We start from the raw sequence: 23,290 nt of genomic DNA, 5'->3' as shown, positions 1-23,290 counted from the left end.
AAACTCGACACCGTTTTGGCTTACGCCTACGACGGCGAAGGCAAGCGCGTAAGAAAATACGTCGGCGAAAACACACGCTTCGTCTATGGCATCGGCGGCGAACTTCTCGCCGAATACAACGGCTCTACGAATGCGATCACAAAAGAATATCTCTACGGAGCCAGCGGCCTAACCGCCGTCATCGACCCAACAAACGGCACCGAGTACCTTACGCCCGATCATCTCGGTAGCCCAAGAGTCGTCACGAACTCTTCCGCAACAGTAACGCAACGCCGAGACTTTATGCCATTCGGCGAAGAAGTCACGTCTGGTGCGGGGCGTTCAAGCGGCAGTGGTTGGTCCTCTGTATCAGCCCCGAGGCAGAAGTTTACAGGTTATGAGAGGGACAGCGAAAGTGGGCTAGATTTTGCCCAGGCTCGATACTTCGGCTGTACTTTAGGGCGATTTTCATCTCTAGATCCGTTACAAGCGAGTGCAGTCGCCGATGTCCCACAAAGTTGGAACAGATATACATATGCCTTGAACAATCCAATAAGAGCGATCGATCCAACCGGCATGAAAACTGAGTACGTCTGGAAAGACTTTGACAAGCTTTCAGACGAAGAAAAGAGAGTTTTCAATGGCTCAAAAAATTGCGGTCGATAAGGGGAAAGACTCTCTATCGGGAAAGGATCTTTACGAACGTTTAAAGACTGTCGATGGTGGAAAGCAGTTGGCTGGGATACTCAACATGACGGCTGCTCTGGCTGATATCAAGTTTGCGAATGGAAAGAGCGCTATCAACTACGTCACGGGCATTACTGGTTACAAAAAAGGAGAACGAATATATGCGAATGCAGATGCCGAACTTAACACACAGATGGAAGGTATTAGCAGCAAAAAAGCGGCGGCAGACAAACGCTTCATCGGCCCCGGAGGTCAGGACGTTGAACACAAGAATGACTCTACGGGAGTGATCTACGATGTTACATTTCGCGAAAACTATGATCGCGGACAGATACAGATGTCATTCGCGACGAGTGAGAAATTCGGAGCCCTGGATATGGACGCCGACGAAAGAGGGAAAGGTTGTAAGGGGTGTAGCGGTACCGCACATGCTTGGAACGCAATCAACGGAGCGGATCCGGTCAATATCTATAAAGCTTTGACGGGGCGCCGAGTGGAAGAACAATTCAACCGAGTTATGAGATTAAAGATAAGTAGAAAAGTAAAAATCGTAACCATTTTTATGTTAATCACGTTCGCCGGGTCATCGAAGGGACTAGCGCAGTCCCAGGATGCGAAACTGAAACACGGCAACGGTGACATTATTTCGTTGTGGTTTACAGACGGCGGAAGTCATTTGTTGTCTGCAAGTTGGGATGGCACTATTGCGAAATGGAACCTGACTACGGGGGGTCGCAGTGGGTTTCTCGATCTTGACGAAAAAAAAAGTGAGCATAAGGAGACAATTTCCCACGTTCGCCAAATGGCGGTGTCGTCTGCGGGAGATTTGATATCTATCTCATACAGCCAAACGAGTGTAGTTAACAAAGTTTTACAGAGCGATAAAGTAAACCGAATAGCCTTAATTGACCCGGTAAACCTAAGAGTTAAGACTATCCTCTCAAATGACGATTCCGAATTTGTATTTTCTCCTGACGGCAAGACTCTTGTCACAGTTGGACCAGAAAAAATGGCTCGTATCTGGAGCACCAATGATGGTAAAGAGATTAAACGGTTTTCAGTCAAAAAAATCGGGAAGCCTCTGTTTGGATCAGAAGGCAAATTAGTCGTTGCTGCCGCAGTCGGATGGGACAATGCTGGTCCTATGATCGCGGTTTACGACCTGATTTCAGGTAAGATCGTACAGGAGATTCCGGAACGGCTAGGACAAATCACGGGAATAGCGGTATCGGCAAATGGCAGATCGCTCGCGGTAGGTGGTTACAACGGCGGAATTCGTAGTTTAAGAATCTGGGATTTGAGCCAAAGAACTCCTAAAAATAATCCCTTAAATCTGTTGCTACCTGAATCTCAGCTTACTTATAACATGGTATTTTCAGCTGATGGCGGATTGCTTGCGTCCTCTGGTGTGTCTACGTGTTGTGAAATGGTGGCTGTTTGGGCTATGTCGGGGAACCAAACTCGAAAGAATATTAAAGCCTTAGGAGATGTGAAATCACTCGCTTTTTCTCCGGATGGTAAGCATATTGCCTATGGAACTAGCAAAGGAGAGATCGTAGTTCTGAAGTTGTAACTGTGGAATACTTGCAAGTCGACTTCAACTAACAGCGTGCACGACGCGAACCTGATCTCAATGTTCAGCGAACAACGACTTTGGGATAGGCTCGGCTACGTGCTCTGGCCGATCCCTAAAAGTCAGTGTTCTCATCTCCGAACCACACCACCTTTTTTGGAGATCCTTGAATACCTCAGTTTACGATCAAGTCCCGACTCACGCTCCGCGAATACTTACAATGCATTGAGGGCCATGCTGGTCGACTCAAAAAAGCAAGGCTGCCAGATTGCTCATGCATTTAAGTAATTGGATCGGAGTCCGACCCGCCCAAACGCGAAGCCTCTCGAAACGAGCCAGTCGGTCCCCAGATTGTTTGTATGCTCACGCCTATGTGAGCTGACTAGCAGCACTGGCTTTGATATATTGTCGGCTCGATGGCTTATTATTGATCCATAATATCAAAGGGCTTTTTGGTCCTTTGTGATATTTCCTATAAGAAATGTCACAAAGCACCAACATCTCAGAAATAAGTGTTTTATCTTCGATCAGAATGTGTTATTTTGATGTTCCCAACTACATTTTTTATCGACGATCTATTTGAGAATGGGGCTGTTTAGTTGGTTGCAAGATGGTTGCACTTTTCCCGACGCATAGCTAATTAAACCTTATAAGCGACAAGCAAGTTGCCGATTTTGATTGGTTTTGAGGGATTGTGAGAAGTTGTGAAAAGCGCGCAGGTTGGTTGGGGTGCGAGAGGTCGTGAGTTCAAATCTCGCCGTCCCGACCAATAAACATGGGGCTTTCGGAGAAATCCGAAAGTCCCATTTTTCGTAGTTTCTCCACAGCCACGAGAGGGCGGGTTGCTAAGCCCCCTGATTGCCGCATTTACGGCCTACCACCCGTCAGAAAAAGCGCCTCCATTTTGCAACCAACCTTCTGCACCTCAAATTAGAGCCGTTTTGGTGAACAGACGCACCAACCACGGTGCGAGGAAAAAACCAACTGTTGCATCGGCGTTCCAAATTTCACCTTTTCACTCCGATTCCGAGCAAATAAGCGGCTAACAGTCAGCGGAATAGAACTTGCGAAAGGCTACGCGAGAGGCACCGGTTTGTCACGTCCCTCGACTACTGACCAGAGCAAATCTACTAACGAAGAATATGTCTGTCTACAAAAGATACAACGGTAAGCGAGTCTCATCCTCCCATCCCGACTATTCGAAAGCCCGATGGTGGATCTATAAGCGGCTGAAAGGGAAGGTCATTCATCAGAGTATTCCCGAAGCGAAGACCAAACAGGAAGCTGAGCTGGCTGAGAGGCAGATCATTAAAGCGTCCTTTGATCATAGCTATAACGTTACCGATACCACCACGACTCTTGCCTCGTTCATCGACGAGAAATATCGGCCCTATGTCCAGCAGAACAACGTCAACAAAGGAGCTAAGGAACTTTATATAAGGCTTCTACTTGGTCACTTCAAGAAGCAAACTTTGTCCAGCATCAGTCCTCAGGACTGTCGAAACTGCCGGACCAAACTTCAGACTCGCCAAAACAAACGGAAGAAAGAAAGTGCACTCTCATCGGCGTCGATCAACCGGATCATGTCCACGTTGTCGAAGATCTTCAGCTTAGCGTGTGAAGAGGGAATTCTGGAACGCAACCCGATGCAATACGTGAAGGCTCTACCGGAACCGCCCCCTCGAAGACGGTTGCTAAATCCGAAACAAAAGGAAGCGCTTTGGACGGAGTTGGAGAAGGATACACTGCTTTATCGACTGATAGTCCTCGCAGTGAATCTTCCATTACGTCGCGGACAACTTGTCGCGATCACGGAAGATGTTATCGATTTTGAAAACGAACATGTATTCGTCATTGGATCGAAAGGAAGACCGCCGCGTTTAGTTCCGCTTAATGCAACTGCGACTAAGATATTGAAAGCGATGATCGATGAAAAACAGTTGCCGTTCCCGGTAAAAGACTTCCGTAAACGATGGCAAACTGCACTCCGTAACGCTGGGATAAACAAAAAAGGCGGAACGAGAGAAGAGAACTATCACTTCCACGATCTTCGCAGCTATTTCGCCAGCGAGCTAATCCGGCGAAATACGAACCCGCTTATAGTGCAGAATCTGTTTGCGCACTCTGACATGAGCATCACAACGGTCTACGCTCAAACTGATGACAAACTCTTGCTGGAAGCGGTAAAAAGGCTCGATACCGCAGACTAAGAGCCCGTCAAGAAACGGCGCTTCAAATTGCTTCTGATTGGAATTTATAACGAGCCCTGTCGGAAGTGGCGGTCGGGGGTCGTTATTTGACGTATCTCGTTCATAACAGATTGCTGGACAAGACTTGCCCACGATCGTTGCGCCCACTTTACGTCGTCTTGCTGAATTCGCTCAAGAAAAGACCGTAGAATAATCTAGGAGCGGTGAGTTCCGAAAACGTCTCTTCTTCTGTCTGCCGAAGGGGCAAGGACCCGTATATTTTTTCTTCAAATTTCAGGAAAACCTGACTGGACTCGGAAAAAATATTTTGTTTCAGAAATGTGATCGGTAAAGTGAACTAAAATGCGACGTAGGCAGTAAGTTTAATAGAAGAAATGGAATTGCTAGAGAAGTTCACACATGGCGATCTCGATGCTTTTGAAATACTATTCCGGCAGTTCCAGAAAGAAGTATATGGCTGGATCGTCCGAATAGTTCGAGATCCGAGAGTTGCAGAGGAGCTCACAATGGAAACATTCTGGCGTCTTTATCGCTCTCACGCTAGATTCGATCCAACGCGAAGTTTCGGGGCTTGGGCGCGACGTATTGCAACAAATCTTGCTCTTGACCATTTGAAACATGTTCGACCGGAGGTTCAATTTCAGGAAAATCGGTCACTTGAAACGCCGCCCGATGCTGCGATTCAACGGGATACGCGGGAACGGATTCAACAAGCATTCAGCCAATTGCCACCGAAACTTCGAGTGGCTGCAACGTTGGCACTGATTGAAGAAAGACCGTATGAAGAGATTGCGGAGGCGCTGAGTATTCCTGTTGGAACGGTTAAGTCGCGTCTATTCCGGGCCACACGCCTTTTGCGCGAACACTTAAAACAACTAGGTATAGAATCATGAACCGTCTTGATGACGAACAATTTAGCAAATTTCTTAGGAACGCGATTGCTCCAATGGACGAGCAGGAACCACCGCAAGATCTGTGGCCTCGCGTACATCTAAAATTAAGTGATTCGGGCATTCGTGTGCGCTGGTTTGATTTCGTCCTCGTCGCCATTGTCGTGATTCTTTGCCTGTTTGTCCCGGAGGCGATTACCGGGCTGCTGTTCAACCTCTAGCGCAGGAGATCCATATGAAAACGTATCCTTATCTTCGAGCATATATGGCAGGAATCACTATCCCTACGATTCTTCTTGTTTTGTTCGTTACTGTTTTTACGTTTGCTCGTCACGAATACAGCGAACTTATCCCGATTGAGCGATTGATAGTTTTTCCTTTGGCGATAGTTCCAAATCTATGGGGCATTTGGAATATGGCTTACGTACGATTGCGAAGAAATCGGTATTTGTCTATCGGTCTTCATGGGGCACTTCTTACGTTTGTACAGGCAATGACAGCATTTGGAATAGCTAAGCTCACTGACGTTGAAATCCCGTCGGTCGTAGCGAGCGCGTTTCCTTTCGGCTTCCCAGTTTTGGTGATCGTTTTCTACCTCGTTTGGAGACATGTGGTCTCTTTCTTTAACGCAATTCTGGGGATTGACTGAACAAGAGAGGTCGTTTCGATGGAAAAACAAGACAAAGAACTAACGCCGCTTTATGGCCGCTTGCTGATTGAGTTGACGAAACCATTCCCGAACTTCGATTTCTCGTTCATTAAGCCTGTCCGTCGAAAGGCTGTCGAACTCCTGAATCTCAAAGAAGGGGACCGTGTTTTGGATGTTGGTTGCGGTCCGGGAGGCAGTTTTCCATTTCTTGTTGACGCGGTTGGGCCCTCCGGCCAAGTCGTCGGTGTCGATATCAGCCCCAAGCACAGCGAACTCGCACGGAGGCGTATTGCGGCAAACCACTGGGATAATGTAGAAGTGATCGTCGCTGCGGCGCAAGACGCAAATTTGACGGGTGAATTCGATGGTCTTGTTATGTTTGCGGCTCCTGATGTCTATGCATTAGAAGGGGCGTTGGAAAATATTTTGCTACACTTGAAGGTTGGCGCGCGGGTCGTAGCTTTCGGAGCTAAAGCTTCGAGTGCTCGCTCAGGAAACCTCCTCAATCCGATATTGAAGACGCTTCACAACCTCTCATTCAAAACAACGCCGAGACCGAACGCTGAGCCGTGGCAGATCTTGTCGAAGTATGTTGACGGGATTGAAATTAGAGAATTTTTCTTCGGTTTGATGTTTCTCGTTTCTGGAGCTTTCGTCAAGAAAAGGTAAGTAGGCTGTACAACTACTTTACTTAGGGGGCCACGAGTCCAAGCTATCAGATCCGGTTGCAAACGCGAGCGATGCCTCCCTTTACTCTGGCAAAACGCCGCCAGCAAGTTGTACTGAAATTAAGTTTCACGAGGTTTAGAGGAAAATGAAGGTGCATTTCATCTTATACGTATCCGACCAGAAGCATAGTGCAGCATTCTATTCGACGGTTCTTGGGAAAGATCCTATTCTTGATGTGCCTGGAATGACGGAGTTTTCGATTGGAGAACAAACGATTCTCGGCCTTATGCCGTCGGAAGGGATTATACGGCTGTTAGGTCGCATCGGCGATCCGTCTTCAATGCCCGACGTTCTGCGTGGCGAGATCTATTTAGTGGTGGATGATCCGGCCGCATTTCACGAGCGCTCTCTCCTTGCCGGAGCCCAGGAACTCAGCCCGCTGGCACCTAGAGACTGGGGTGAGTTGGTTGCATACAGTCTTGATGCTGACGGATACATTTTAGCGTTCGCGTCGCCCACGAAACCGGAGATGTGAGGTAAAGAATTTCTAATCATGCATAAGCAAATAGGGATTGTGTATGAAAAAGGAAAGGAACATGATCGCATACAACCTGGATTATGGGGCCTAGCGAATTGGCTGCCTTAAAACGGACTGGAGTCGCATCTCTTTTCAATTTCGACTGCTAATCGATATTCCTCGGGTGTGTTCATGTTAAAGAACAAGAATTCGGCGCCTTGAATATCCTTGATCTCGGAAAACCCAATTACCCGTGTCTTGAGTCGCACCCCCAATTGCTGCAATCGCCATTCACCATCTGACAACATTTTCTCAATCTCGGGCAGGCACCTATCTCGACGATACAGCCCACAAAGTGGCTGAATGCGTCCATCTGGCTGTTCGGCGAAGACGGCATCGACATCGTTCATTTGCAACTCCGCGCCGTGCCGCATAATGTCTACCATCCGAGTCATCAATTCGCCAGTGACAAATGGCAGGTCGCACGCGAGTACGGCTACCCACTCGGTCTTAGCGTTCACAAGCGCTGTATATAACCCCACGATCGCTCCGCGGGTATCTCCCGTAATGGGATGATCTTGAATTATCGGAAGCGAAGTAATTTGGTGGGTTAAATTACCGACCGCGTAAACTGTGTTTGCAACGGGAAACAATGCATCGGCCGCACGATCGATAAGCGTCTTGCCGCCGAGCAACAGTGCCGTCTTGTTTTGCCCCATCCGCCGGCTTTGTCCGCCTGCCAAAACAAATCCATCGATCAATCTCATTGCCTCAAAAGTATTCTAAAAGTGTCTCCTCGTCTTCTATTACTGCTAAGGAATGGGCGGGAGTACCAGCCTCAAGAGAGACTTCCGTAAAATTAGCAAAGCTTAGCTCGGCCTCTCGCAGTTTTTTCGGTTGTAAAACCACCAATTAATAAAGGTGGCAACTACAAAAAATACAGTTAGGCCTATAAAGAATAGATCGACGGTTCCGGTCGCCGAAAGTACTGTGCTGATCAACATCGAGAACAGGAATGGGCCGTAAGCAGCGACGGCTGCCGTCCAACCTATAACGCCCGCAGCCTGTCGTGGATTGTGTCCGAAAATGATCGGAAATTGGCGAAATGTTGCGGCATTGCCCATTCCCGTAAAGAAAAAGAGGGTCAGCATAAGCGTCACAAATAGTCCGAACTGATCAACCGATGTCGGTGCAAATAGACCCAACGCGATCATTGTGATCGTCCCTGTAATTAGTGCGAGTCCACAGATCGTCGTCAAGATCGCTCCGCCGACCTTGTCCGCTACAAACCCAAATAGGACGCGACTGGCAGATCCAATTAGAGGTCCCCAAAATGCATACTTGAGCGGATCCGGCGGGTTAGGAAAGCCTCCATATAGAATTTTGATGAGCAAGGGGAACGCTGCGGCGAGACCGGAGAAACCTCCGAAGGTCATGAGGTAAGTGACTGTGCAAAACCAGGTGTGTTTGTCTTTGAAGATATCTAGCTGTTCGGTGAACGACGCCTTAATGGGCACGCTCCGCAACAACAGCCAGGCCAAGATGCCCATGATGATCAGTAGGGGAACGTACCAGAATGCTGCATTCTGCAGCCATATCGAATTTGATCCCGTGACTGCCTTCGTATTTGGATCGATCGTTTGGATCGTCTGCGAACCACCGATCATCGCAAAAGTGATGATCATGGGTGTCGCGAATTGAGCGAGACTTACGCCGAAGTTGCCAATTCCAGCCTGAATGCCCAATGCCGTACCCTGCAATCGCTTTGGAAAGAACACGCTCGTGCTGGGCATGTAGGACGAAAAGTCGCCGCCTCCAAACCCGGCAGAAAATGCCAAAACCATAAATAACCAGAACGGAGTCTCCGGATTCATTATTGCCAAACCTAGTCCGATGCATGGGATCAGTTTGAGAAATGTGGCGATGGTTATGATCTTTCGCGTACCGAAGATAGGCAGTAAAAACGTATGGATCATTCGGAGCGTTCCGCCGGCAAGACCCGGCATCGCTGCAAGCCAGAAGAGCTGTGAGGTGGAAAATTTAAAGCCGATCCCGGGCAGTTTGACGACGATCGCACTCATCATAAACCACGTCGCGAATGAAAGCGTTAGCGTTGTCGTTGTGACGATCAGTGTACGCCAGGCGATCTTGCTTCCGGTTGTTTCCCAAAAATCAGCATCTTCGGGGGTCCATTTTTCTAACCAGGCTGACATAAAGTACTTCCTTAATCCTCAATCTTCTTCATCAGATCCGGCTGCTGCTCGTGCATCATTTTCTGAATCACGCGATGCATCCAGACCAAACAGATCGCTGAAAGAACGAGCATCATCATCCACGAACTAGTCCAAAGGCCGGTTTCATCAAGTAAATAGCCAAAGATGATTGGGCTTACGAAACCGCCAAGGCCGCCCAGAACTCCAACCATTCCGCCAACGACGCCAACTTCCTCGGGAAAATATTCAGGTATGTGTTTGTATACAGCAGCCTTGCCGACGCCCCAGACAATACCCAGAAACATCACGATCCCGGCGAATATCCACACATTGGCCTGAAAAAAGATCTTGGTGGTCCCTTTCGCCAGCAGTTCTTTTCGTTTTACTTCCTGTCCGATCTGTACAACGGGTTCCTGCCATATCTCTTTTGTAGGGAAGATAAGCATTTGGTCTTGTTCGACCGAGCCCGTTTCCTTTTTGGCATTGACCTGATATCTTTTGCCGTCCACAGTGACAGAATCAGCGTCGACACCTGTTACAACGCCATCACGTTCGGCTACGACCCCCTTGCCCGGTGACGATATTTCCATTTTGGGAATTATCAACAGAGCGGATAGTAGTAACGACAGGCCGAGGACGCCATACATCACTTTTCGACCGCCAAAACGATCGCTCAGCCAGCCGCCGAACGCCCTGATAACACCTGAGGGAAAGCTGAATAGTGCGGCCAGCAAACCGGCTGTAACCAACGGCAAATAATAGACGTTTACAAAATAGGGGACGAGCCATTGCGAAAAAGCGACAAAGCAGCCAAATACAAGAAAATAGTACAGTCCGAAACGCCACACGCGAATATTCTTGAGAGGGGCGAGTTGTTCGGCAAAAGTCTTCGCTACCCACAGCGGCTTCTTATTTGTCGTCGCCAGAAAGAACATTACGCCCGTAACCGCAAGGACCGCGGCATAGACTATTGGCAGTCTGCGCCAGGCATCGATGTCCGAACCGTTTGCCGTAAACGTGTTGAGTAATGTTGGAGCTACAAGAGTGGTGATGGCCGAACCGGCATTTCCGGCTCCGAAGATACCGAGAGCAAATCCTTGTTTTGATCTCGGGAACCAAACCGATGTGTAGGCAATGCCGATCGAAAAGCTCACACCGACAAGCCCAAATCCGAAACTACACAGAGCGAAACCAGTGAATGAATCGACCTTTGAAAGAAGAAACATTGGGACCGCACAGAGGAGCAAGGTCGCCGTCATTACTGGTTTGCCACCAAACTTGTCGGTTAGCATACCCGCAGGCAGACGAAAAATAGAGCCTGCAAGAACCGGTATTCCCATCAGCCAACCGATCTCAGAGGCGGTCCATTTGTAGACCTGGTTTACCGAAAGAAAAGTAACAAGAACGCCGTTTAACATCCACGCCGAAAAACATACGGTGAACGCGAGTGTATTTAATATCAGTATCCGGATTGCCCCAGGAGGCGTGCTCGTTTCCATAATCGCAAAGAACTTCGCAGAGAATGCGGACAAATCGCCGCACAAAGGTAATGGTCTAATACCGTGTCCCTTCTTTGTCCCTTAGAACGTCTCTAAACCACTCTCGGTATCGTATGAAGAAATCAGTGCGGGCAGCTGTAGCGAGCAGGGTTTTTCCATTTTTAAGCGACAGTTGCCCTTGGCGTGTAAAATTCACAGATTCGCCTAAGATCCTTACCGCCTCGGCTGGAGCGTGAAAACCCATTGAGTTTTCGGCCTCGACAAAATCAAGATAAAACTGTGCTTTCCGCTGAAAGTCTCGTGCCGCTGCGAGGTCTTCGTCTGTGGCGCCCCTTTCCTTCGCTTTCCTAAGATCGTCAATGAGCTGCACAAGAGCGTCCATGGCAATGTTTCGCATATTGAAAGTGCGTTCCTGGATCGCCTCGGCCCGGAATTTGAGCTCCGCTTCGCTCGTACTGTGACAAGTTTGGCAGCTCTGGCTAATGTTCAGGAGCGGGCTCCGAACATGATGGTCGCTGATTTTCATTGCCCCTTCACGTTTATACGGCATGTGACAATCGGCACAGGAAACACCTGCCCTTGAGTGAATTCCTGGTTGAACATCTCAAATTCAGGGTGTTGAGCTTTCAGAACTTCGGCTCCAGTTTGCTTGTGTGACCAATCTTTGTGTTTTACCTCATCATAGTAGGCCATAATGTTTTCGACTTTTAGCCCCTTTTCCCAAGGATAGGTCAACTGCTTATCGGCTCCCCTTGAAATAGTATTCTACGTGGCACTGACCGCAGACGTAGCTCCGCATTTCCTGCCGAGTTGCATCACGATTTACATCATAATTTTGGATCCCTTGAGACGCCTTATACGCTTTTATCCCGTCCATGAATGCGGGCCTGGTAATTCGTAATGCCATCGTTTGTGAATCGTGGCAGTCTATACAAGCAACCGGGTGTGAAATTTCTTTCTTTGCTTCAAAATACGGCAGTTTGTTGAGTGCTTGAAACCCAGCTACGATGTCGCCACCTCCGAGTTTCTTGTAAGCAGCGTACGCGGAGGCGTGACAATTAATACAACTACCAGGCTGTTTAACAACATTCTGCCTTTCAGTAAACATCTGGTCTTCCAGCATGAAAGCGTGGCCCCGCTCTTCCCGAAAGTCGACAGCAAAAGCATAGCCATCCCACATCGTTTTTAATCGAGGGTCCTCTTCCAGACGCGACTGGGCTACCATCGATCGCGGGTCAGAGTCCTTTGGCGTTTTGTGAACCGCCTCACTGCCGCCAAAACGAGTTCGTACCTGATCGACGGTCTTTTTGTAACCATCATACTGGAGAGGAAAATTCTTACCCCAGACCTCTGGGTCGGTCGTATCGTCGGTCAATTCAACCACACGAAAAAAAGGGTTCTTAGCCTCATTTTTCCGCTCAAGAATATTTGTTAGAAGCCCAAGGCCAAGAATGGCCGCGGCAAACGCTAGAAACGCGACCGATACCACGACCTTTCCTCCGTACAACCTCGATTTGGCCGGTGCTTTTTTAGACACCGTGTTTTCTTCGTTTTCCATGCTACCTTCTCCTAGTATTACAACTGAGCCAATTTTTTAATGTAAGTGCCCCACTGAACGATGGCACCTGAGACAAGACACCTCATCCGTATGCTTTTTATCTAATGAAACGGTTATTGCATCAACCATATTCTGATGACAGTGCCGACAGGATTCTTCGGTGATCTGCCGGCTTCGCTCGGTCAACTGAATCGGTTCATGAAAAGTATTAGTGGTGAAATAATAGGAATGCCAAAAGCCGTTCGAGGCTTTGGTCATATATTTTCCAATGGTATCGTGGGGCGTGTGACAATCATTACAGGTCGCGACGTTCTTATGGCTACCCTTCTGCCAACCATCAAATTGTTCATTCATGATGTGGCAATTAACGCAGTTTCCAGGGTCGTTCGAAAGATACGAATATCCCTTGGCGTACACAAAGGTGTAAACCCCGATCGCAAGTGCTCCGCCTACCGCGATGCCTAAAACGGCTAGTTTTAAGAATTGAAGGTTAATAGCGTCTACCTCCTTCGCCGGCGGGGCGCCACCATAGAAAGATGCTCAGAGCGATCAGCCAGCATATTCCCGATGCAATAACGAGCGGTGCCAACTGCCCATACGACTGAGCAAGAGCCGCCTCGACCGCTGCCGATAGGATCCAGAGCTGAGCCACGTTGATCATTACAAGCATCGCGAGCCGGGCCTGCCAAACGGCGGCAAGTCCGCGGCTCTGGGGTCTTCTCGGCTTGGCGTTATCCTTCATTGCCACGCACCTCTCTTTTAACTGCAAAAATTTCACCATTGATCGTCTCAAGCTCAATTCTGTCGAGCGGACGCGGCGGCGGGCCATACAATACCTCGCCTGTCTTGGAGCTGAAACCACCATTGTGACACGGGCATTCGAGACGGTCGTTTGCTTGTGAATAGTAGACCGGGCAAGACAGATGCGTGCATTTCTGCCCAAAGGCAGCATAGGTGCCGTCGGTGTCGCGTATCAGGATCGCGGTATCTTCCTCCGAGGGGTACGCGAAATTCAAGGCTGATCCGGGTTCGATGCTCATTGCACCATCGATCTTCGCCGGCGTAAAGGTTCTTGGCGATCGGGCATCATATGCAGATTTCCCTGCAAATCCAGCCGCGCCAAAAACAGTGCACTCGATGTTAAAAAGAGAAAGTTGCAGAACTCCCGCCTAGTAACCTGAGCTTCGCTGTCTCGTTCATAAGGGAACTCGGCCTGAAACGGAGCCGTCGCTGTGCGGACATTTACTTCATCCGATATTTCATTATCCCCGGCCAGTATCTTATTGATCGTATCTTGATGGAATGCTTTAGAATTCATTGCTCTTATTGGATTCCTCCACTTGAGTATCTATCCACGATTCTTCGCTTACGTTAGCTCCGTCAAGCGCTGTCTGTCCCTCGAAAACGCCGCACCCGTCGACGCTTACCTCATCAGCGTCAGTCGGCAGCATCATGTAGACTTTTGTCTTAACGCTTTGATTGCCAAAAACGTGAGCATTGACGGGCTTAGTTCTACGTAGCGGAACGATCTGTTCATAAGTACCGAACGAAATTGCTCCTGTCGGACAGACGCTTGCGCACATAGGCTTGAGACCCTCGCTCGTTCGGTCGTAGCACATGTCGCATTTCATCTGCAGATGCATCGCGGAATTATATTTCGGCACACCGAAAGGGCACGCGTTCACACAATTGCGGCAATCGAGGCATCGTGGCTTCAGTGCAGACATGACCACGCCATCTTCATTTTGTTTGATCGCGTCCGCGGGGCAAACCAGCGCACAAGTCGGCTCTTCGCAGTGCATACATATGGTGGGCATGGTAGCGGTCGTCTCGCTGCGGTCGATATAGTCGACGAAGATCATCGAGTAACCCTTATGCGTCGAACACTCGCGGCATGCGGCTACACAGGACCTACACCCTATGCATCGCTGCGGATCGATAAACATCGTTTCATTCATGCTCTATTTTCCTTTCTGCACTTCATTTTGCGACGTTCCCTTTCGCACCTCGCCCAGTATCGGCAATTCTCTCGTGTGTATTTTCTCGAGACGGGCGGCACATGCTTTGAATTCCGGTATTTTCGAGGTCGGGTCGAGTGCGGCGTTGGTTATCTGATTTGCCGCGAGTTCCTCTCCCCAGTGGTACGGGATAAAGATCGTATCGGGCCTGATGGTTTTTACTACCAGAGCGGGGAATATACCTTCACCGCGACGCGAGATCACCTTGACCCGCTCGCCATCGTTGATCTTGTATCTCATTGCGGTTTCAGGATGCATCTCAACGAATGGCTCCGGACACTGCTGAACAAGAAAGCCAATACGCCGGGTCTGATTGCCCGACAAATACTGGTGAACGATACGCCCGCTGGTAAAGATCAAAGGATACTCTTCATCGGGTTTCTCTGCGGCACCTTTATATTCGATCGCGTGAAATCTTGCCTTGCCGTCATCGTGAGCGAAACGTTCCTCGAAAAGACGCGGCGTCCCCGTGCTTTCCTCGGTTGGGCATGGCCAGAACACGCCGTCCTGTTTGTCGATCTTTTCGTAAGTGACCCCGAAATAATCTGCCTTCCCACCCTTGGAAGCGACTCGGAGCTCGTCAAATATCTCCCGAGGAGACTCAAATTGAAAGTACTTTCCGCGACCCATCCTATGAGCGATCTCCTGGAGGGCGCGCCAATCGTGGCGAGCCTCACCGGGCGGGTCTATCGCTTGATTGATCTTTATCACGCGGCCCTCGCCGCTGGTGGTCGTACCTTCGTCTTCGGACCATGTTGTACCGGGGAGGACAACGTCGGCATAACGGGCGCTCTCGGACATAAAGAAGTCGATGCAGACGTTAAATTCGAGTCCCTCGAGCGACTTCCGCACCTGATTGGTATCCGGCAGCGAGACCATCATGTTGCTGCATATCGAGAGAAGGCCTTTGATCTCGCCTTCCCGCATTTTGTTAAACAGCTCGACGGCGGATACGCCAGGTTCAGGCATTTCAGATTCGTCGATCCCCCAAACCTCGGCAATGTACTTCCGATGTTCAGGATTAAGCATCGACCGATAGCCCGGAAGTTGGTCGGCCTTCTGTCCATGCTCACGGCCGCCCTGGCCGTTGCCCTGACCGGTGATCGTGCCGTAGCCGCGGCCTTCCGAGCCGATCTTACCGGTCGCAAGTGCGATATTGATATAACTCAGCACGTTCTCCGTCCCGTTCGAGTGATGCTCGATGCCGCGGGCATGCATGATCATTCCGGTCTTTGCACGACCGTAGAGGCGAGCGGCCTGAATGATCTTCCCCGCCGGGACACCGGAGATCTCTGAAGCGACATCGGGTGGATAATTCAATGCCGCCGCCCTGGCCGCTTCCCAGTCATTAGTGCGGCTGTCGATAAACGCCTGATCGATGAGGTTCTCATTGATCAGGACATTCAAGATGCCATTCGCAACGGCCACATCCGTTCCGGGCTTGAGCTGTAAATGCAGATCGCCTTGACGAGCTGTCGCGGTCTCGCGGGGATCGATTACGATCCAGACGCCGCCGTTATCACGTTGTTTCCAAAGGAATCCGTTAAGGATGGGAAACGTTTCAGCACAGTTTGCTCCGGCGATTATCAGAACCTCGGCGTGCGGTATATCGCTCCATGGATTTGCCGCCCGGTCGATGCCGAACGCCTTGTTATTGCCGCCTGCAGCGGACGCCATGCAAAGTCGTCCATTGTAATCAATGTATCTGGTCTGCAAACCAAGGCGGGCGAATTTACCGACGAGATATGTCTTTTCGGTCGTCAGCGACGAGCCTGAATAAACAGCGATTGAATCCTTTCCGTATTTTTCCTGCAGCCCCTTAAATTTCGCCACGATCAGATCGAGAGCCTCGTCCCAGCTCGCTCGCTCGAAATTGCCATTTTGTTTTATCAGCGGGTATTCCAGCCGATCGGGATGATGTGTCTGTAGATACGCCGTCACTCCCTTTGGACACAATCGGCCCTCGTTTACCGGAAAATCGTAACGCGGTTCTACGCCGACAACATGATTCTTTTCAACCAGCAGATTCATGCCACACTGCATTCCGCAATACGGACAGTGGGTGGGCACCATCTTGTCGACTTTTCGTTCGGCGCTCCAACCGCCTATAGGCTCATCGTGCAAATGAGGGCCGAAACGATCAATGATACTTGCGAGATTCTCAACTTTTGACATTATTTGCTATTCGGTGCCGGAGCGTGAGCCGTGAAAGACCTTATCGGGGCGATCCATTAGGACGGAGTATGCAAGGCCCCGGATTACACGTTTGCAACGCGGACAATAATCCTGCAACTTCTCACCATTTTCCATTGTGTAGTCAAACCCGACTTTTTCGACGACGCTCTTCAGATCGCCGAGCCACATAACAGACGCGAATTCTACGCCGCACCGCCGACATTTTGCCTGCTCCATTTCTTTCGCTCGCTGTTGATATAGCTCAACGCCGATCGACGCCGGACGCTGAACAATATGAAATAGCTTGCCAAACGGCAGGAAGAATAGTGTCATTATCACTATCGCTTGATGGGTCAGGGCAATGAACGAGTACATATACCCACCGAAATATGTACTCGATGCCGTTAACATAAGTCCCGAAACGCAGATCGAGATCAACAAAAGATGGGGAACAAAATCCAAAAGAAATTGCTGGACCGCTATTGCTCCGCGGTCTTTTAAGCGGCGATGGATCGCAATAGCACAACCCGCGAGCACCATGAGAGCCGTGAAATTGAGAGCCTTGAACGTGAAAAATGCCAGTACGCTGTGGACGTCCATCGATTGCATTGGAAAGCCGAATACGTAGGCCTTGTAGCCTGTTTCGCTCTCAAGTTTGAAGTGTATCCAGCCCCATACCAGCGGGAATGTGATGGCCGCTGACAAAATACAGCCCCACATGATCAGAAAATGCATCAGCCATCTTGATTTGGCCCGTTTGAAGATAAACTTCTGGGCGAGCATATTGATGCCTACCGTTTTTGTAGCGTCTAGTGTGTTGCGTGCAAATTTCTTTCGCTGGAAAAATAGCTTCAACCCTCTAGAAAAATATGCTCGCGTCGCCGGACGCTGAAGCCAAAGTGCATAGCGGAAAAAAATCGCACCGATCGCGACGATACTTGCGATCAGATATCCGAATAGCGCCGAATCGAAATGCTCAAGATTTCGCGAACCGACAATAACAAGTGCCGTCAGAGCCATTGATGCCCCGAGCCCGATCAAGGTCGGGTTGCGATAATTAATCGAAGTAGCTGGCTTGGTGATCTCGATGGGCATTCGTTTTTTCTATAGGGCAACCATCTGTCGTCTGCAAAATGAGTGCCAACCTAAAAGAGAATATGGTGCGTACAACTAATGAGCAATTCCTTGGGCTTAGATAGTTATCATATATTCGAAACGTTACAGGCGAAAATACAAGTGAGCGTACTTATGCGGATAGGCCGCGTTAAAACTAGCGGTCACAGAAGATCCGGATCGATAGCGAGTAATGTAAGAATGAGTAAAAGGCCCTTCGAAAACGGGATAGATCACAGTCGAATTTCCTGTTAGTAAGAATGTACGGAGAAAATACTTCATGTGAGTCCCCTCGTGCTCCCTTATTAAATATCAAATTCCGGCCGTTCGATTTATGATTTGGCTCATGAAATGTAACTATTGTTTTGGGAATCGCTGGGGGGCTTCATACGTTCATGAGTCAAATATCCGACCATTTTAGTGCCGAACTAACAGAAGGTCTCTTTGCTATTGGACGCAGACGTTCGTTCGGTGGCGGCGAGCACGTTTTTTTCGAGGGTGATCAGGCCACATTTTTACCGATCATATTGGCTGGAAAGATCAAAATGGTTCGCTATCCTGAGGCGGGTAAGGAGATCATCATTGGCACGTTTCAGGCTGGCGAGATATTCGCAATTCCGCCGGCGATGGACGGAAAGCGATTTCCCGCAACAGCCGTTGCAATCGAGAACAGCTCGCTTCTAATGGTCCCGCGGGGTGAGTTTCTTGCTTTAATGGAATCATCGTCCGAATTTTCTTCCCTGGTGCTTAACCGAATGTGCGGCATTCTCCGTGACCGTGCCGATACCGTTCAGATTTTGGCCACGCCATCCGCCGAGCAGCGTGTTGCGAGCATTATTTTGAGGCTTACGGGTGAAATGAATGCGGGCGAAGTTAAGAAGATCACCCATCGACGGCAAGATATAGCTGAGATGGCAGGGCTTTCGCTCGAGACCACGATCCGGACTATCCGAAAGCTCGCGGAAAGGGATATCTGAAAATAGTCGGCGGAAGAATATTCGTCGAAACGACTGAGCATCTTCGCACTCTTATCCGTTAGCCATATGCAAAAAAAGTGATCTGGATCATATTTCGGCGACCGTGCTTCGTGTTACGTTCCTTATTCTAAGACTTGCGTTGAGGATGGATCATGAAACTTCGAATTAGAGAAAACACTCTTCGTTTTCGGTTGGCCCGTTCCGAAGTCGAGACTTTTGATCAAACAGGAACCATCGGGGACAACGTGCGGTTTGGGCTAGGTAAAAACGACTTTGGCTACTTGCTCGAAAAGACGCCCAACAGTAATTTTTCGGCCTCTTTTGCGGACGGAATAATCGTGGTTCGCGTACCTGCCTCCGACGCCAATAGCTGGGCCAACTCCGACGAGGTTAGCCTTGCCGGAACGTTTCTTGCGGACGAACAAACCGAACTCAGAATATTGATCGAAAAGGACTTTGTTTGTCTAAATGCCCACAACGACGAAGACCAGTCTGACCGCTACCCTCACCCCAAGGGCGACGCCGCGTGCTAAGCCGCATGATACGACCATCTGAGGTAACAACGGATTTTCCCGGTCCGACCATTGCGGCCCGGCGATTGACCGAATTGCGTTTTTACTGATGAGTTTGATTAGTTTTTGCCCGCTTTGCGCGCGGTTTCGGATTTCAACCAGATGGAAATGATCTGATCGGCTAATCGAGTATTTTTCAACTGTCTGAATCTTAATAAAGTTTCGGAGGCAGGTTGGGGGTTTGTCAAAAATGAAGAGAATTTTGTTTTTAACTGTAGTTTTAGGAGTTGCTCTGATGATTACGTTCATCGGTTTTAATGTCAATAGTCAGGAAAGAAATATGCAAAAGTTGAATTTACAAACTAAAATCGGCGACGGCAAAGATAAAGAGGTTACGCCGCTTTTTGATGGTGATCGCCGAAAAATCGTCCAAATCACGCTACGCAATAAAGCCATTTTGGATGCTCATAAAGCCGCCGAACCGATTACGATTCAATGTGTTGCGGGAAAAGGCCTATTAATTGTCGGCGAGGAAAAGGAAGAGGTTGAACTAAAAGTAGGTGTGTTGGTTACGATCGAACCAAATGTCGTTCACGAAATAAGAGCTTTATCAAAAGTTTCCGTATTATTGACCAAATTCAAGGAGAAGTGATTTTTCGAAAGAGCTTACTGGAAACGATGAGCAGTTAATGAAAGGCGGATACACAAAATCGTTCTTGAGAGTCCTTTTGGCAGTAGGATTTTTGGCTCTGGCCGGGGGGCTTTTGTGGTTTTGGCTGCGCCCGCCACAAGTTACGGTTACAGAAATATCGGAGAGGAGAATCACGCCATCGATTCAAGGCATTGGAACGGTTGAATCAAAAATCGTTGTAAATATTGCTTCGAAAATACCTGGGCGATTAATTTCAATTGACGTGGATCAAGGCGATACGGTCTCAAATGGACAGGTTTTAGCGACGCTCGAAGATTCTGAATTACGGGCTGAAATGGAGCGTGCCGAATCCACATTGCAGCGTTCAAGGTCAACTGCGGAAGTTCGTCGGGCGGAGATTCAACGGGCGCTGTCCGCCGTTGAAGTTCAGCGAGCATCTGTTCAACGAATAATGACTAATAGGGAAGTTCCAAGAGCGTCTTTGCGTCGGGCGAAATCTGCCGTAACCTCATTCGATTCAACCATTTCAAAATTGCGCACTCTTCGCTTACAAGCACAAAACAACGCTAATCGGTGGCAAAAACTTTATCAATCCGGCGATGTTTCAAAAATGGAATTGGAAGAACGTCTGACGCAGGAGAAAGCCGCTGACGATGATGTAAAAAATGCCGAAGCTCAACGAAATACAGCATTGGAAGATGTGAAAAACATCGAGGCTCAAATCAATACAGTCGGCGAAGATGTTAAGCAGGCTCAAGCCCAACTGAAAGTTGCAAATGACGATGTCGCAACGCTAAGAACCGGGTTGAAAGTAATTGAGCAAGATATAAGTGTTGCCGAAGCTGCACTTGCATCAGCAGATGCGCGGAAATCTGAAGGTGTGATCGTCAGTCAAATAAGCGGATATGTGGTCAGTCGTGAACTAGAACCCGGTGCAGTAGTAAATCCCGGAACCCCGATACTCAAAATTGCCGACCCAACAACAATTTGGGCGACTGTTTTTATTGATGAAAGCAATTCAAACTCTTTTGAAGTTGGTGATCTTGCCGAAATTACTTTGCGTTCGATGCAGACGGGGAATTTGCAGGGAAAAGTAACACGGATTCAGCGTGAAAGTGATCGCGTAACCGAACAAATTGCCGTTGATATTTCGTTTGAGCGAATACCCGAACATATCAGGCTTGGCGAACAGCTAGAAGCAATAATTCGACCAAAAACAAGGACTTTGAAGGTTATTCCCGCATCTGCATTGATTCGCTCAAAAGAAGGAATCGGCGTTTGGCTGGTGATTGAAAATCGTTTGCAGTTTAGAAAAATACAAACCGGAATGGTTGATGCAAGCGGCTGGGCGGAAGTGATTTCAGGACTTGAAAGCGGAGATAAGGTTGTCGTTTCGCCGGGTAAATTATCCGATTTGAGCAATGAAGGTCGGCGAGTTTCAAGCGCTGCCGAAGAAAGTAAAGAAGAGCCGCAGGTGAAACAATGAACCTCGCACTCCATGATGTTGAATATCGGTTGGGTCGGTTTATTTTAACTGCTGTAGGTCTCGGTTTGCTGCTCACAACAGTGATGGCGATGAATGGAATTTACGCGGGTATGGTTGAAGACGCGTTGAGCATTGTTCGTGCCCCCAAAGTTGATTTATGGGTTGTGCAAAAAGATACCAATGGTCCATTTGCGGAAAGTTCTCGGGTTCCCGAAGATCTCTATCGCAATATCCTCACGGTTTCGGGTGTGAGCGAAGCTAGTCCTGTTGCTTATCAATTGTTGCAGATCGAACATCAGGAGAAAATCCTGCGGCTTCAGGTCATCGGTTATCGTTTGGGTGGTCTCGGCGGTCCTCCCGCAATCGCTGCGGGGCGCCCAATTCTGAAGAACCGATATGAGATGGTAGTTGACCGCAAAAGCCGGTGTTTCCGCTTGGAACTCAATTCGAATTCGGACGAATAACTTTAGAGGTTGTCGGATTGACGGAGGCGTTGTTTCAAATTCGGGAGATTCAGCAGCGTTTATCACGCTTGAAGATGCACAGGAGCTTCAGTTTCTTAAATCCAATGAAGCGATTCGTAACGACCGGGCACGTCTGCAAGCAGATTTGTCAGAAAATCCCAAACTTGCCGGTGTTTCTGCCGAGAATCTTTCTTCGTTACTCCAAAGTTCACATATCGCCAATGTTATTTTGGTTCGGCTGGAATCCTGGGCAAATGCCGAAGAAGTGGCAAAAAATATAGCACGCTGGACGCATTACAATGTTTTGACAACCCAGCAGCAAGAAGATTTTTTAGCGAAAAATGTAATCGAAAGAGCGAGACAACAAATCCTTCTATTCCACAATTCTCTGGTCGTGGCGGCTGCAGATCATCGCCCTTCATCGTCTACACGATGACACCTGAGGAAAACCAGAATATTGCAACCCTGAAAATTATCAGGGCCCCAAACTCAAAATAGTCGGTTTGATTTTGCAGCAATCGTTGATCTTGGGATTCCTTGGATTGTATTCGAAACCATAATTAAGGTTTGACTTACGAGTATTTTCCGCGTCGGCTCGTGTTGCTGGTCAGCGATCAAATAATGGTTTTTGGAATCGTAATTGGTATTTGTATCGCGGCCAGTGGGATTGGCATACACAAAGCTCTGAGTATTGACGCGACGACGGCCATGGCGGGGTAAAATACTCACGCAAATTTCAGACTTTTCGGGCTTGTTGGAGAATAATGCAGCAGGTTTCGGCTCAAAATTTAACCAAGATTTTCGGGGAAGGTGATACGGAGGTTATCGCTCTCAAAGATGCGAGTTTGGATGTTGAAGCAGGTGAAGTGGTCGCCTTAATGGGACCGAGCGGATCAGGAAAGACCACACTTTTACGGGCTGTTTCGCTGATTGATCCACAACCAGCGGAAAAATCGAAATTGCCGGAGAGACGATTTTCGAAGAAAAGAAAAGTTGATTGATGATCGATTGCTGCGGCGACAGCGAACGGAATCATTTTTCAATCCTACAATCTGATTCCGTTTCTAACGGTTGTCCAAAATGTTGCTCTTGTCTTAACCCTCAACGGCGTTTCAAATCGAGAAGCTCTAAAACGCGCCAGAGCATTATTGGAAAGACTTGATTTAGCTCATCGGGCAGATATTTACCCAGCCACGCTTTCCGGTGGTGAACAACAGCGAGTAGCAGTTGCTCGTGCCGTCGTCAACGACCCGGTAGTGATTCTCGCCGATGAGCCAACCGCCGCACTTGATTCCGAAAGAGGCAAAGCCGTGATGGATTTATTACGGCAACTCGGACACGAGAAACGAGCAGCAGTCATTGTCGTAACCCGGCGTTGCTCATGGTTAAAGGCTTCGACCGCATTTATCACTTGAACGATGGAATTCTTCAGGTTGAACATTTGAATTC

At 48.7% G+C, this 23,290-nt stretch carries 24 protein-coding genes and 2 pseudogenes; 15 read left to right on the top strand and 11 right to left on the bottom strand.

Features of this window, described 5'->3' with window-relative positions:
- Positions 1 to 15 precede the first annotated feature (15 nt).
- The 8 genes from IPG22_05540 to IPG22_05505 all read left to right on the top strand — a co-directional run bounded on the left by IPG22_05540 (position 16) and on the right by IPG22_05505 (position 7,192).
- Entirely contained in the window at positions 16 to 645 is a 630-nt protein-coding gene (locus tag IPG22_05540) for an RHS repeat-associated core domain-containing protein (protein ID MBK6587764.1), read from the top strand.
- Entirely contained in the window at positions 620 to 2,239 is a 1,620-nt protein-coding gene (locus IPG22_05535; protein MBK6587763.1) for a PD40 domain-containing protein, read from the top strand. Before IPG22_05540 ends, IPG22_05535 begins: the two co-directional genes overlap by 26 nt.
- Before the next feature lie 1,142 nt (positions 2,240 to 3,381).
- Positions 3,382 to 4,449, top strand: coding sequence for a site-specific integrase (locus IPG22_05530; protein ID MBK6587762.1), 1,068 nt, complete (start codon positions 3,382 to 3,384; stop codon positions 4,447 to 4,449).
- A 374-nt stretch (positions 4,450 to 4,823) separates the two neighbouring features.
- Complete coding sequence (locus tag IPG22_05525) at positions 4,824 to 5,342, top strand: sigma-70 family RNA polymerase sigma factor (protein ID MBK6587761.1); 519 nt, start codon at positions 4,824 to 4,826, stop codon at positions 5,340 to 5,342.
- The gene (locus IPG22_05520; protein ID MBK6587760.1) at positions 5,339 to 5,560 is read left to right on the top strand and encodes a hypothetical protein; all 222 of its coding nucleotides are present in this window, start codon (positions 5,339 to 5,341) and stop codon (positions 5,558 to 5,560) included. Before IPG22_05525 ends, IPG22_05520 begins: the two co-directional genes overlap by 4 nt.
- Positions 5,561 to 5,574: 14 nt before the next feature.
- Positions 5,575 to 5,988 carry a hypothetical protein gene (locus IPG22_05515; protein MBK6587759.1) on the top strand — a complete coding sequence of 138 codons (414 nt, stop codon included), beginning with the start codon at positions 5,575 to 5,577 and terminating at the stop codon, positions 5,986 to 5,988.
- An 18-nt stretch (positions 5,989 to 6,006) separates the two neighbouring features.
- Positions 6,007 to 6,657, top strand: a complete 651-nt coding sequence (locus tag IPG22_05510) for a methyltransferase domain-containing protein (protein MBK6587758.1) — start codon at positions 6,007 to 6,009, stop codon at positions 6,655 to 6,657.
- A gap of 145 nt (positions 6,658 to 6,802) precedes the next feature.
- Positions 6,803 to 7,192 carry a VOC family protein gene (locus tag IPG22_05505; protein ID MBK6587757.1) on the top strand — a complete coding sequence of 130 codons (390 nt, stop codon included), beginning with the start codon at positions 6,803 to 6,805 and terminating at the stop codon, positions 7,190 to 7,192.
- Positions 7,193 to 7,299: 107 nt separating this feature from the next.
- Here the strand turns inward: IPG22_05505 and IPG22_05500 are convergent, their stop codons facing one another.
- The 11 genes and pseudogenes from IPG22_05500 to IPG22_05450 all read right to left on the bottom strand — a co-directional run bounded on the left by IPG22_05500 (position 7,300) and on the right by IPG22_05450 (position 17,732).
- Positions 7,300 to 7,941: a molybdenum cofactor guanylyltransferase gene (locus IPG22_05500; protein ID MBK6587756.1), complete on the bottom strand. Its 642-nt coding sequence runs from the start codon at positions 7,939 to 7,941 to the stop codon at positions 7,300 to 7,302.
- A 102-nt stretch (positions 7,942 to 8,043) separates the two neighbouring features.
- The gene (locus tag IPG22_05495) at positions 8,044 to 9,387 is read right to left on the bottom strand and encodes a NarK/NasA family nitrate transporter (protein MBK6587755.1); all 1,344 of its coding nucleotides are present in this window, start codon (positions 9,385 to 9,387) and stop codon (positions 8,044 to 8,046) included.
- 11 nt (positions 9,388 to 9,398) lie between these two features.
- The gene (locus IPG22_05490; GenBank protein ID MBK6587754.1) at positions 9,399 to 10,886 is read right to left on the bottom strand and encodes an MFS transporter; all 1,488 of its coding nucleotides are present in this window, start codon (positions 10,884 to 10,886) and stop codon (positions 9,399 to 9,401) included.
- A gap of 55 nt (positions 10,887 to 10,941) precedes the next feature.
- Positions 10,942 to 12,444 (bottom strand): annotated as a pseudogene (locus IPG22_05485) (ammonia-forming cytochrome c nitrite reductase subunit c552).
- A 36-nt stretch (positions 12,445 to 12,480) separates the two neighbouring features.
- On the bottom strand, positions 12,481 to 12,939 hold the full coding sequence (nrfH, locus tag IPG22_05480; protein MBK6587753.1) for a cytochrome c nitrite reductase small subunit: 459 nt from the start codon (positions 12,937 to 12,939) through the stop codon (positions 12,481 to 12,483).
- The gene (locus IPG22_05475) at positions 12,935 to 13,186 is read right to left on the bottom strand and encodes a hypothetical protein (GenBank protein MBK6587752.1); all 252 of its coding nucleotides are present in this window, start codon (positions 13,184 to 13,186) and stop codon (positions 12,935 to 12,937) included. The genes nrfH and IPG22_05475 overlap by 5 nt, the downstream gene beginning before the upstream one ends.
- The gene (locus IPG22_05470) at positions 13,176 to 13,484 is read right to left on the bottom strand and encodes a Rieske (2Fe-2S) protein (GenBank protein MBK6587751.1); all 309 of its coding nucleotides are present in this window, start codon (positions 13,482 to 13,484) and stop codon (positions 13,176 to 13,178) included. Before IPG22_05470 ends, IPG22_05475 begins: the two co-directional genes overlap by 11 nt.
- On the bottom strand, positions 13,481 to 13,762 hold the full coding sequence (locus IPG22_05465; protein MBK6587750.1) for a hypothetical protein: 282 nt from the start codon (positions 13,760 to 13,762) through the stop codon (positions 13,481 to 13,483). Before IPG22_05465 ends, IPG22_05470 begins: the two co-directional genes overlap by 4 nt.
- Positions 13,752 to 14,402 carry a 4Fe-4S dicluster domain-containing protein gene (locus IPG22_05460; protein ID MBK6587749.1) on the bottom strand — a complete coding sequence of 217 codons (651 nt, stop codon included), beginning with the start codon at positions 14,400 to 14,402 and terminating at the stop codon, positions 13,752 to 13,754. Before IPG22_05460 ends, IPG22_05465 begins: the two co-directional genes overlap by 11 nt.
- 3 nt (positions 14,403 to 14,405) lie before the next feature.
- The gene (locus IPG22_05455) at positions 14,406 to 16,637 is read right to left on the bottom strand and encodes a nitrate reductase (protein ID MBK6587748.1); all 2,232 of its coding nucleotides are present in this window, start codon (positions 16,635 to 16,637) and stop codon (positions 14,406 to 14,408) included.
- A 6-nt stretch (positions 16,638 to 16,643) separates the two neighbouring features.
- The gene (locus IPG22_05450; GenBank protein ID MBK6587747.1) at positions 16,644 to 17,732 is read right to left on the bottom strand and encodes an MFS transporter; all 1,089 of its coding nucleotides are present in this window, start codon (positions 17,730 to 17,732) and stop codon (positions 16,644 to 16,646) included.
- Between the two features lie 413 nt (positions 17,733 to 18,145).
- Here IPG22_05450 and IPG22_05445 point away from each other — a divergent pair, with 413 nt between their 5' ends.
- From IPG22_05445 to IPG22_05415, 7 genes and pseudogenes are all read left to right on the top strand, one after another.
- Positions 18,146 to 18,727 carry a Crp/Fnr family transcriptional regulator gene (locus IPG22_05445; GenBank protein ID MBK6587746.1) on the top strand — a complete coding sequence of 194 codons (582 nt, stop codon included), beginning with the start codon at positions 18,146 to 18,148 and terminating at the stop codon, positions 18,725 to 18,727.
- Positions 18,728 to 18,879: 152 nt separating this feature from the next.
- Entirely contained in the window at positions 18,880 to 19,260 is a 381-nt protein-coding gene (locus IPG22_05440) for a hypothetical protein (protein ID MBK6587745.1), read from the top strand.
- Positions 19,261 to 19,489: 229 nt separating this feature from the next.
- Positions 19,490 to 19,891, top strand: coding sequence for a hypothetical protein (locus IPG22_05435; GenBank protein ID MBK6587744.1), 402 nt, complete (start codon positions 19,490 to 19,492; stop codon positions 19,889 to 19,891).
- Positions 19,892 to 19,967: 76 nt separating this feature from the next.
- Positions 19,968 to 21,377 (top strand): efflux RND transporter periplasmic adaptor subunit, encoded by a 1,410-nt coding sequence (locus IPG22_05430; GenBank protein ID MBK6587743.1) that lies wholly within the window; start codon positions 19,968 to 19,970, stop codon positions 21,375 to 21,377.
- Positions 21,374 to 21,841, top strand: coding sequence for an ABC transporter permease (locus IPG22_05425; GenBank protein MBK6587742.1), 468 nt, complete (start codon positions 21,374 to 21,376; stop codon positions 21,839 to 21,841). Before IPG22_05430 ends, IPG22_05425 begins: the two co-directional genes overlap by 4 nt.
- Complete coding sequence (locus tag IPG22_05420; GenBank protein ID MBK6587741.1) at positions 21,786 to 22,277, top strand: hypothetical protein; 492 nt, start codon at positions 21,786 to 21,788, stop codon at positions 22,275 to 22,277. The genes IPG22_05425 and IPG22_05420 overlap by 56 nt, the downstream gene beginning before the upstream one ends.
- Positions 22,278 to 22,605: 328 nt before the next feature.
- Positions 22,606 to 23,290, top strand: a pseudogene (locus IPG22_05415) (ABC transporter ATP-binding protein).

This window comes from Acidobacteriota bacterium (genome assembly GCA_016703965.1).
In the GTDB taxonomy this organism is placed as follows: domain Bacteria; phylum Acidobacteriota; class Blastocatellia; order Pyrinomonadales; family Pyrinomonadaceae; genus OLB17.
Note: the sequence above shows the minus strand (reverse complement) of the source record. Positions and strands in the feature narration are given on the sequence as shown.

Excerpts from the sequence above, each read along its gene's own strand:
- IPG22_05535 (MBK6587763.1), top strand. The coding sequence starts at position 620 with ATGGCTCAAAAAATTGCGGTCGATAAGGGGAAAGACTCTCTATCGGGA.
- IPG22_05530 (MBK6587762.1), top strand. The coding sequence starts at position 3,382 with ATGTCTGTCTACAAAAGATACAACGGTAAGCGAGTCTCATCCTCCCAT.
- IPG22_05525 (MBK6587761.1), top strand. The coding sequence starts at position 4,824 with ATGGAATTGCTAGAGAAGTTCACACATGGCGATCTCGATGCTTTTGAA.
- IPG22_05520 (MBK6587760.1), top strand. The coding sequence starts at position 5,339 with ATGAACCGTCTTGATGACGAACAATTTAGCAAATTTCTTAGGAACGCG.
- IPG22_05515 (MBK6587759.1), top strand. The coding sequence starts at position 5,575 with ATGAAAACGTATCCTTATCTTCGAGCATATATGGCAGGAATCACTATC.
- IPG22_05510 (MBK6587758.1), top strand. The coding sequence starts at position 6,007 with ATGGAAAAACAAGACAAAGAACTAACGCCGCTTTATGGCCGCTTGCTG.
- IPG22_05505 (MBK6587757.1), top strand. The coding sequence starts at position 6,803 with ATGAAGGTGCATTTCATCTTATACGTATCCGACCAGAAGCATAGTGCA.
- IPG22_05500 (MBK6587756.1), bottom strand. The coding sequence starts at position 7,941 with ATGAGATTGATCGATGGATTTGTTTTGGCAGGCGGACAAAGCCGGCGG.
- IPG22_05495 (MBK6587755.1), bottom strand. The coding sequence starts at position 9,387 with ATGTCAGCCTGGTTAGAAAAATGGACCCCCGAAGATGCTGATTTTTGG.
- IPG22_05490 (MBK6587754.1), bottom strand. The coding sequence starts at position 10,886 with ATGGAAACGAGCACGCCTCCTGGGGCAATCCGGATACTGATATTAAAT.
- IPG22_05475 (MBK6587752.1), bottom strand. The coding sequence starts at position 13,186 with ATGAAGGATAACGCCAAGCCGAGAAGACCCCAGAGCCGCGGACTTGCC.
- IPG22_05470 (MBK6587751.1), bottom strand. The coding sequence starts at position 13,484 with ATGAGCATCGAACCCGGATCAGCCTTGAATTTCGCGTACCCCTCGGAG.
- IPG22_05465 (MBK6587750.1), bottom strand. The coding sequence starts at position 13,762 with ATGAATTCTAAAGCATTCCATCAAGATACGATCAATAAGATACTGGCC.
- IPG22_05460 (MBK6587749.1), bottom strand. The coding sequence starts at position 14,402 with ATGAATGAAACGATGTTTATCGATCCGCAGCGATGCATAGGGTGTAGG.
- IPG22_05455 (MBK6587748.1), bottom strand. The coding sequence starts at position 16,637 with ATGTCAAAAGTTGAGAATCTCGCAAGTATCATTGATCGTTTCGGCCCT.
- IPG22_05450 (MBK6587747.1), bottom strand. The coding sequence starts at position 17,732 with ATGCCCATCGAGATCACCAAGCCAGCTACTTCGATTAATTATCGCAAC.
- IPG22_05445 (MBK6587746.1), top strand. The coding sequence starts at position 18,146 with ATGAGTCAAATATCCGACCATTTTAGTGCCGAACTAACAGAAGGTCTC.
- IPG22_05440 (MBK6587745.1), top strand. The coding sequence starts at position 18,880 with ATGAAACTTCGAATTAGAGAAAACACTCTTCGTTTTCGGTTGGCCCGT.
- IPG22_05435 (MBK6587744.1), top strand. The coding sequence starts at position 19,490 with ATGAAGAGAATTTTGTTTTTAACTGTAGTTTTAGGAGTTGCTCTGATG.
- IPG22_05425 (MBK6587742.1), top strand. The coding sequence starts at position 21,374 with ATGAACCTCGCACTCCATGATGTTGAATATCGGTTGGGTCGGTTTATT.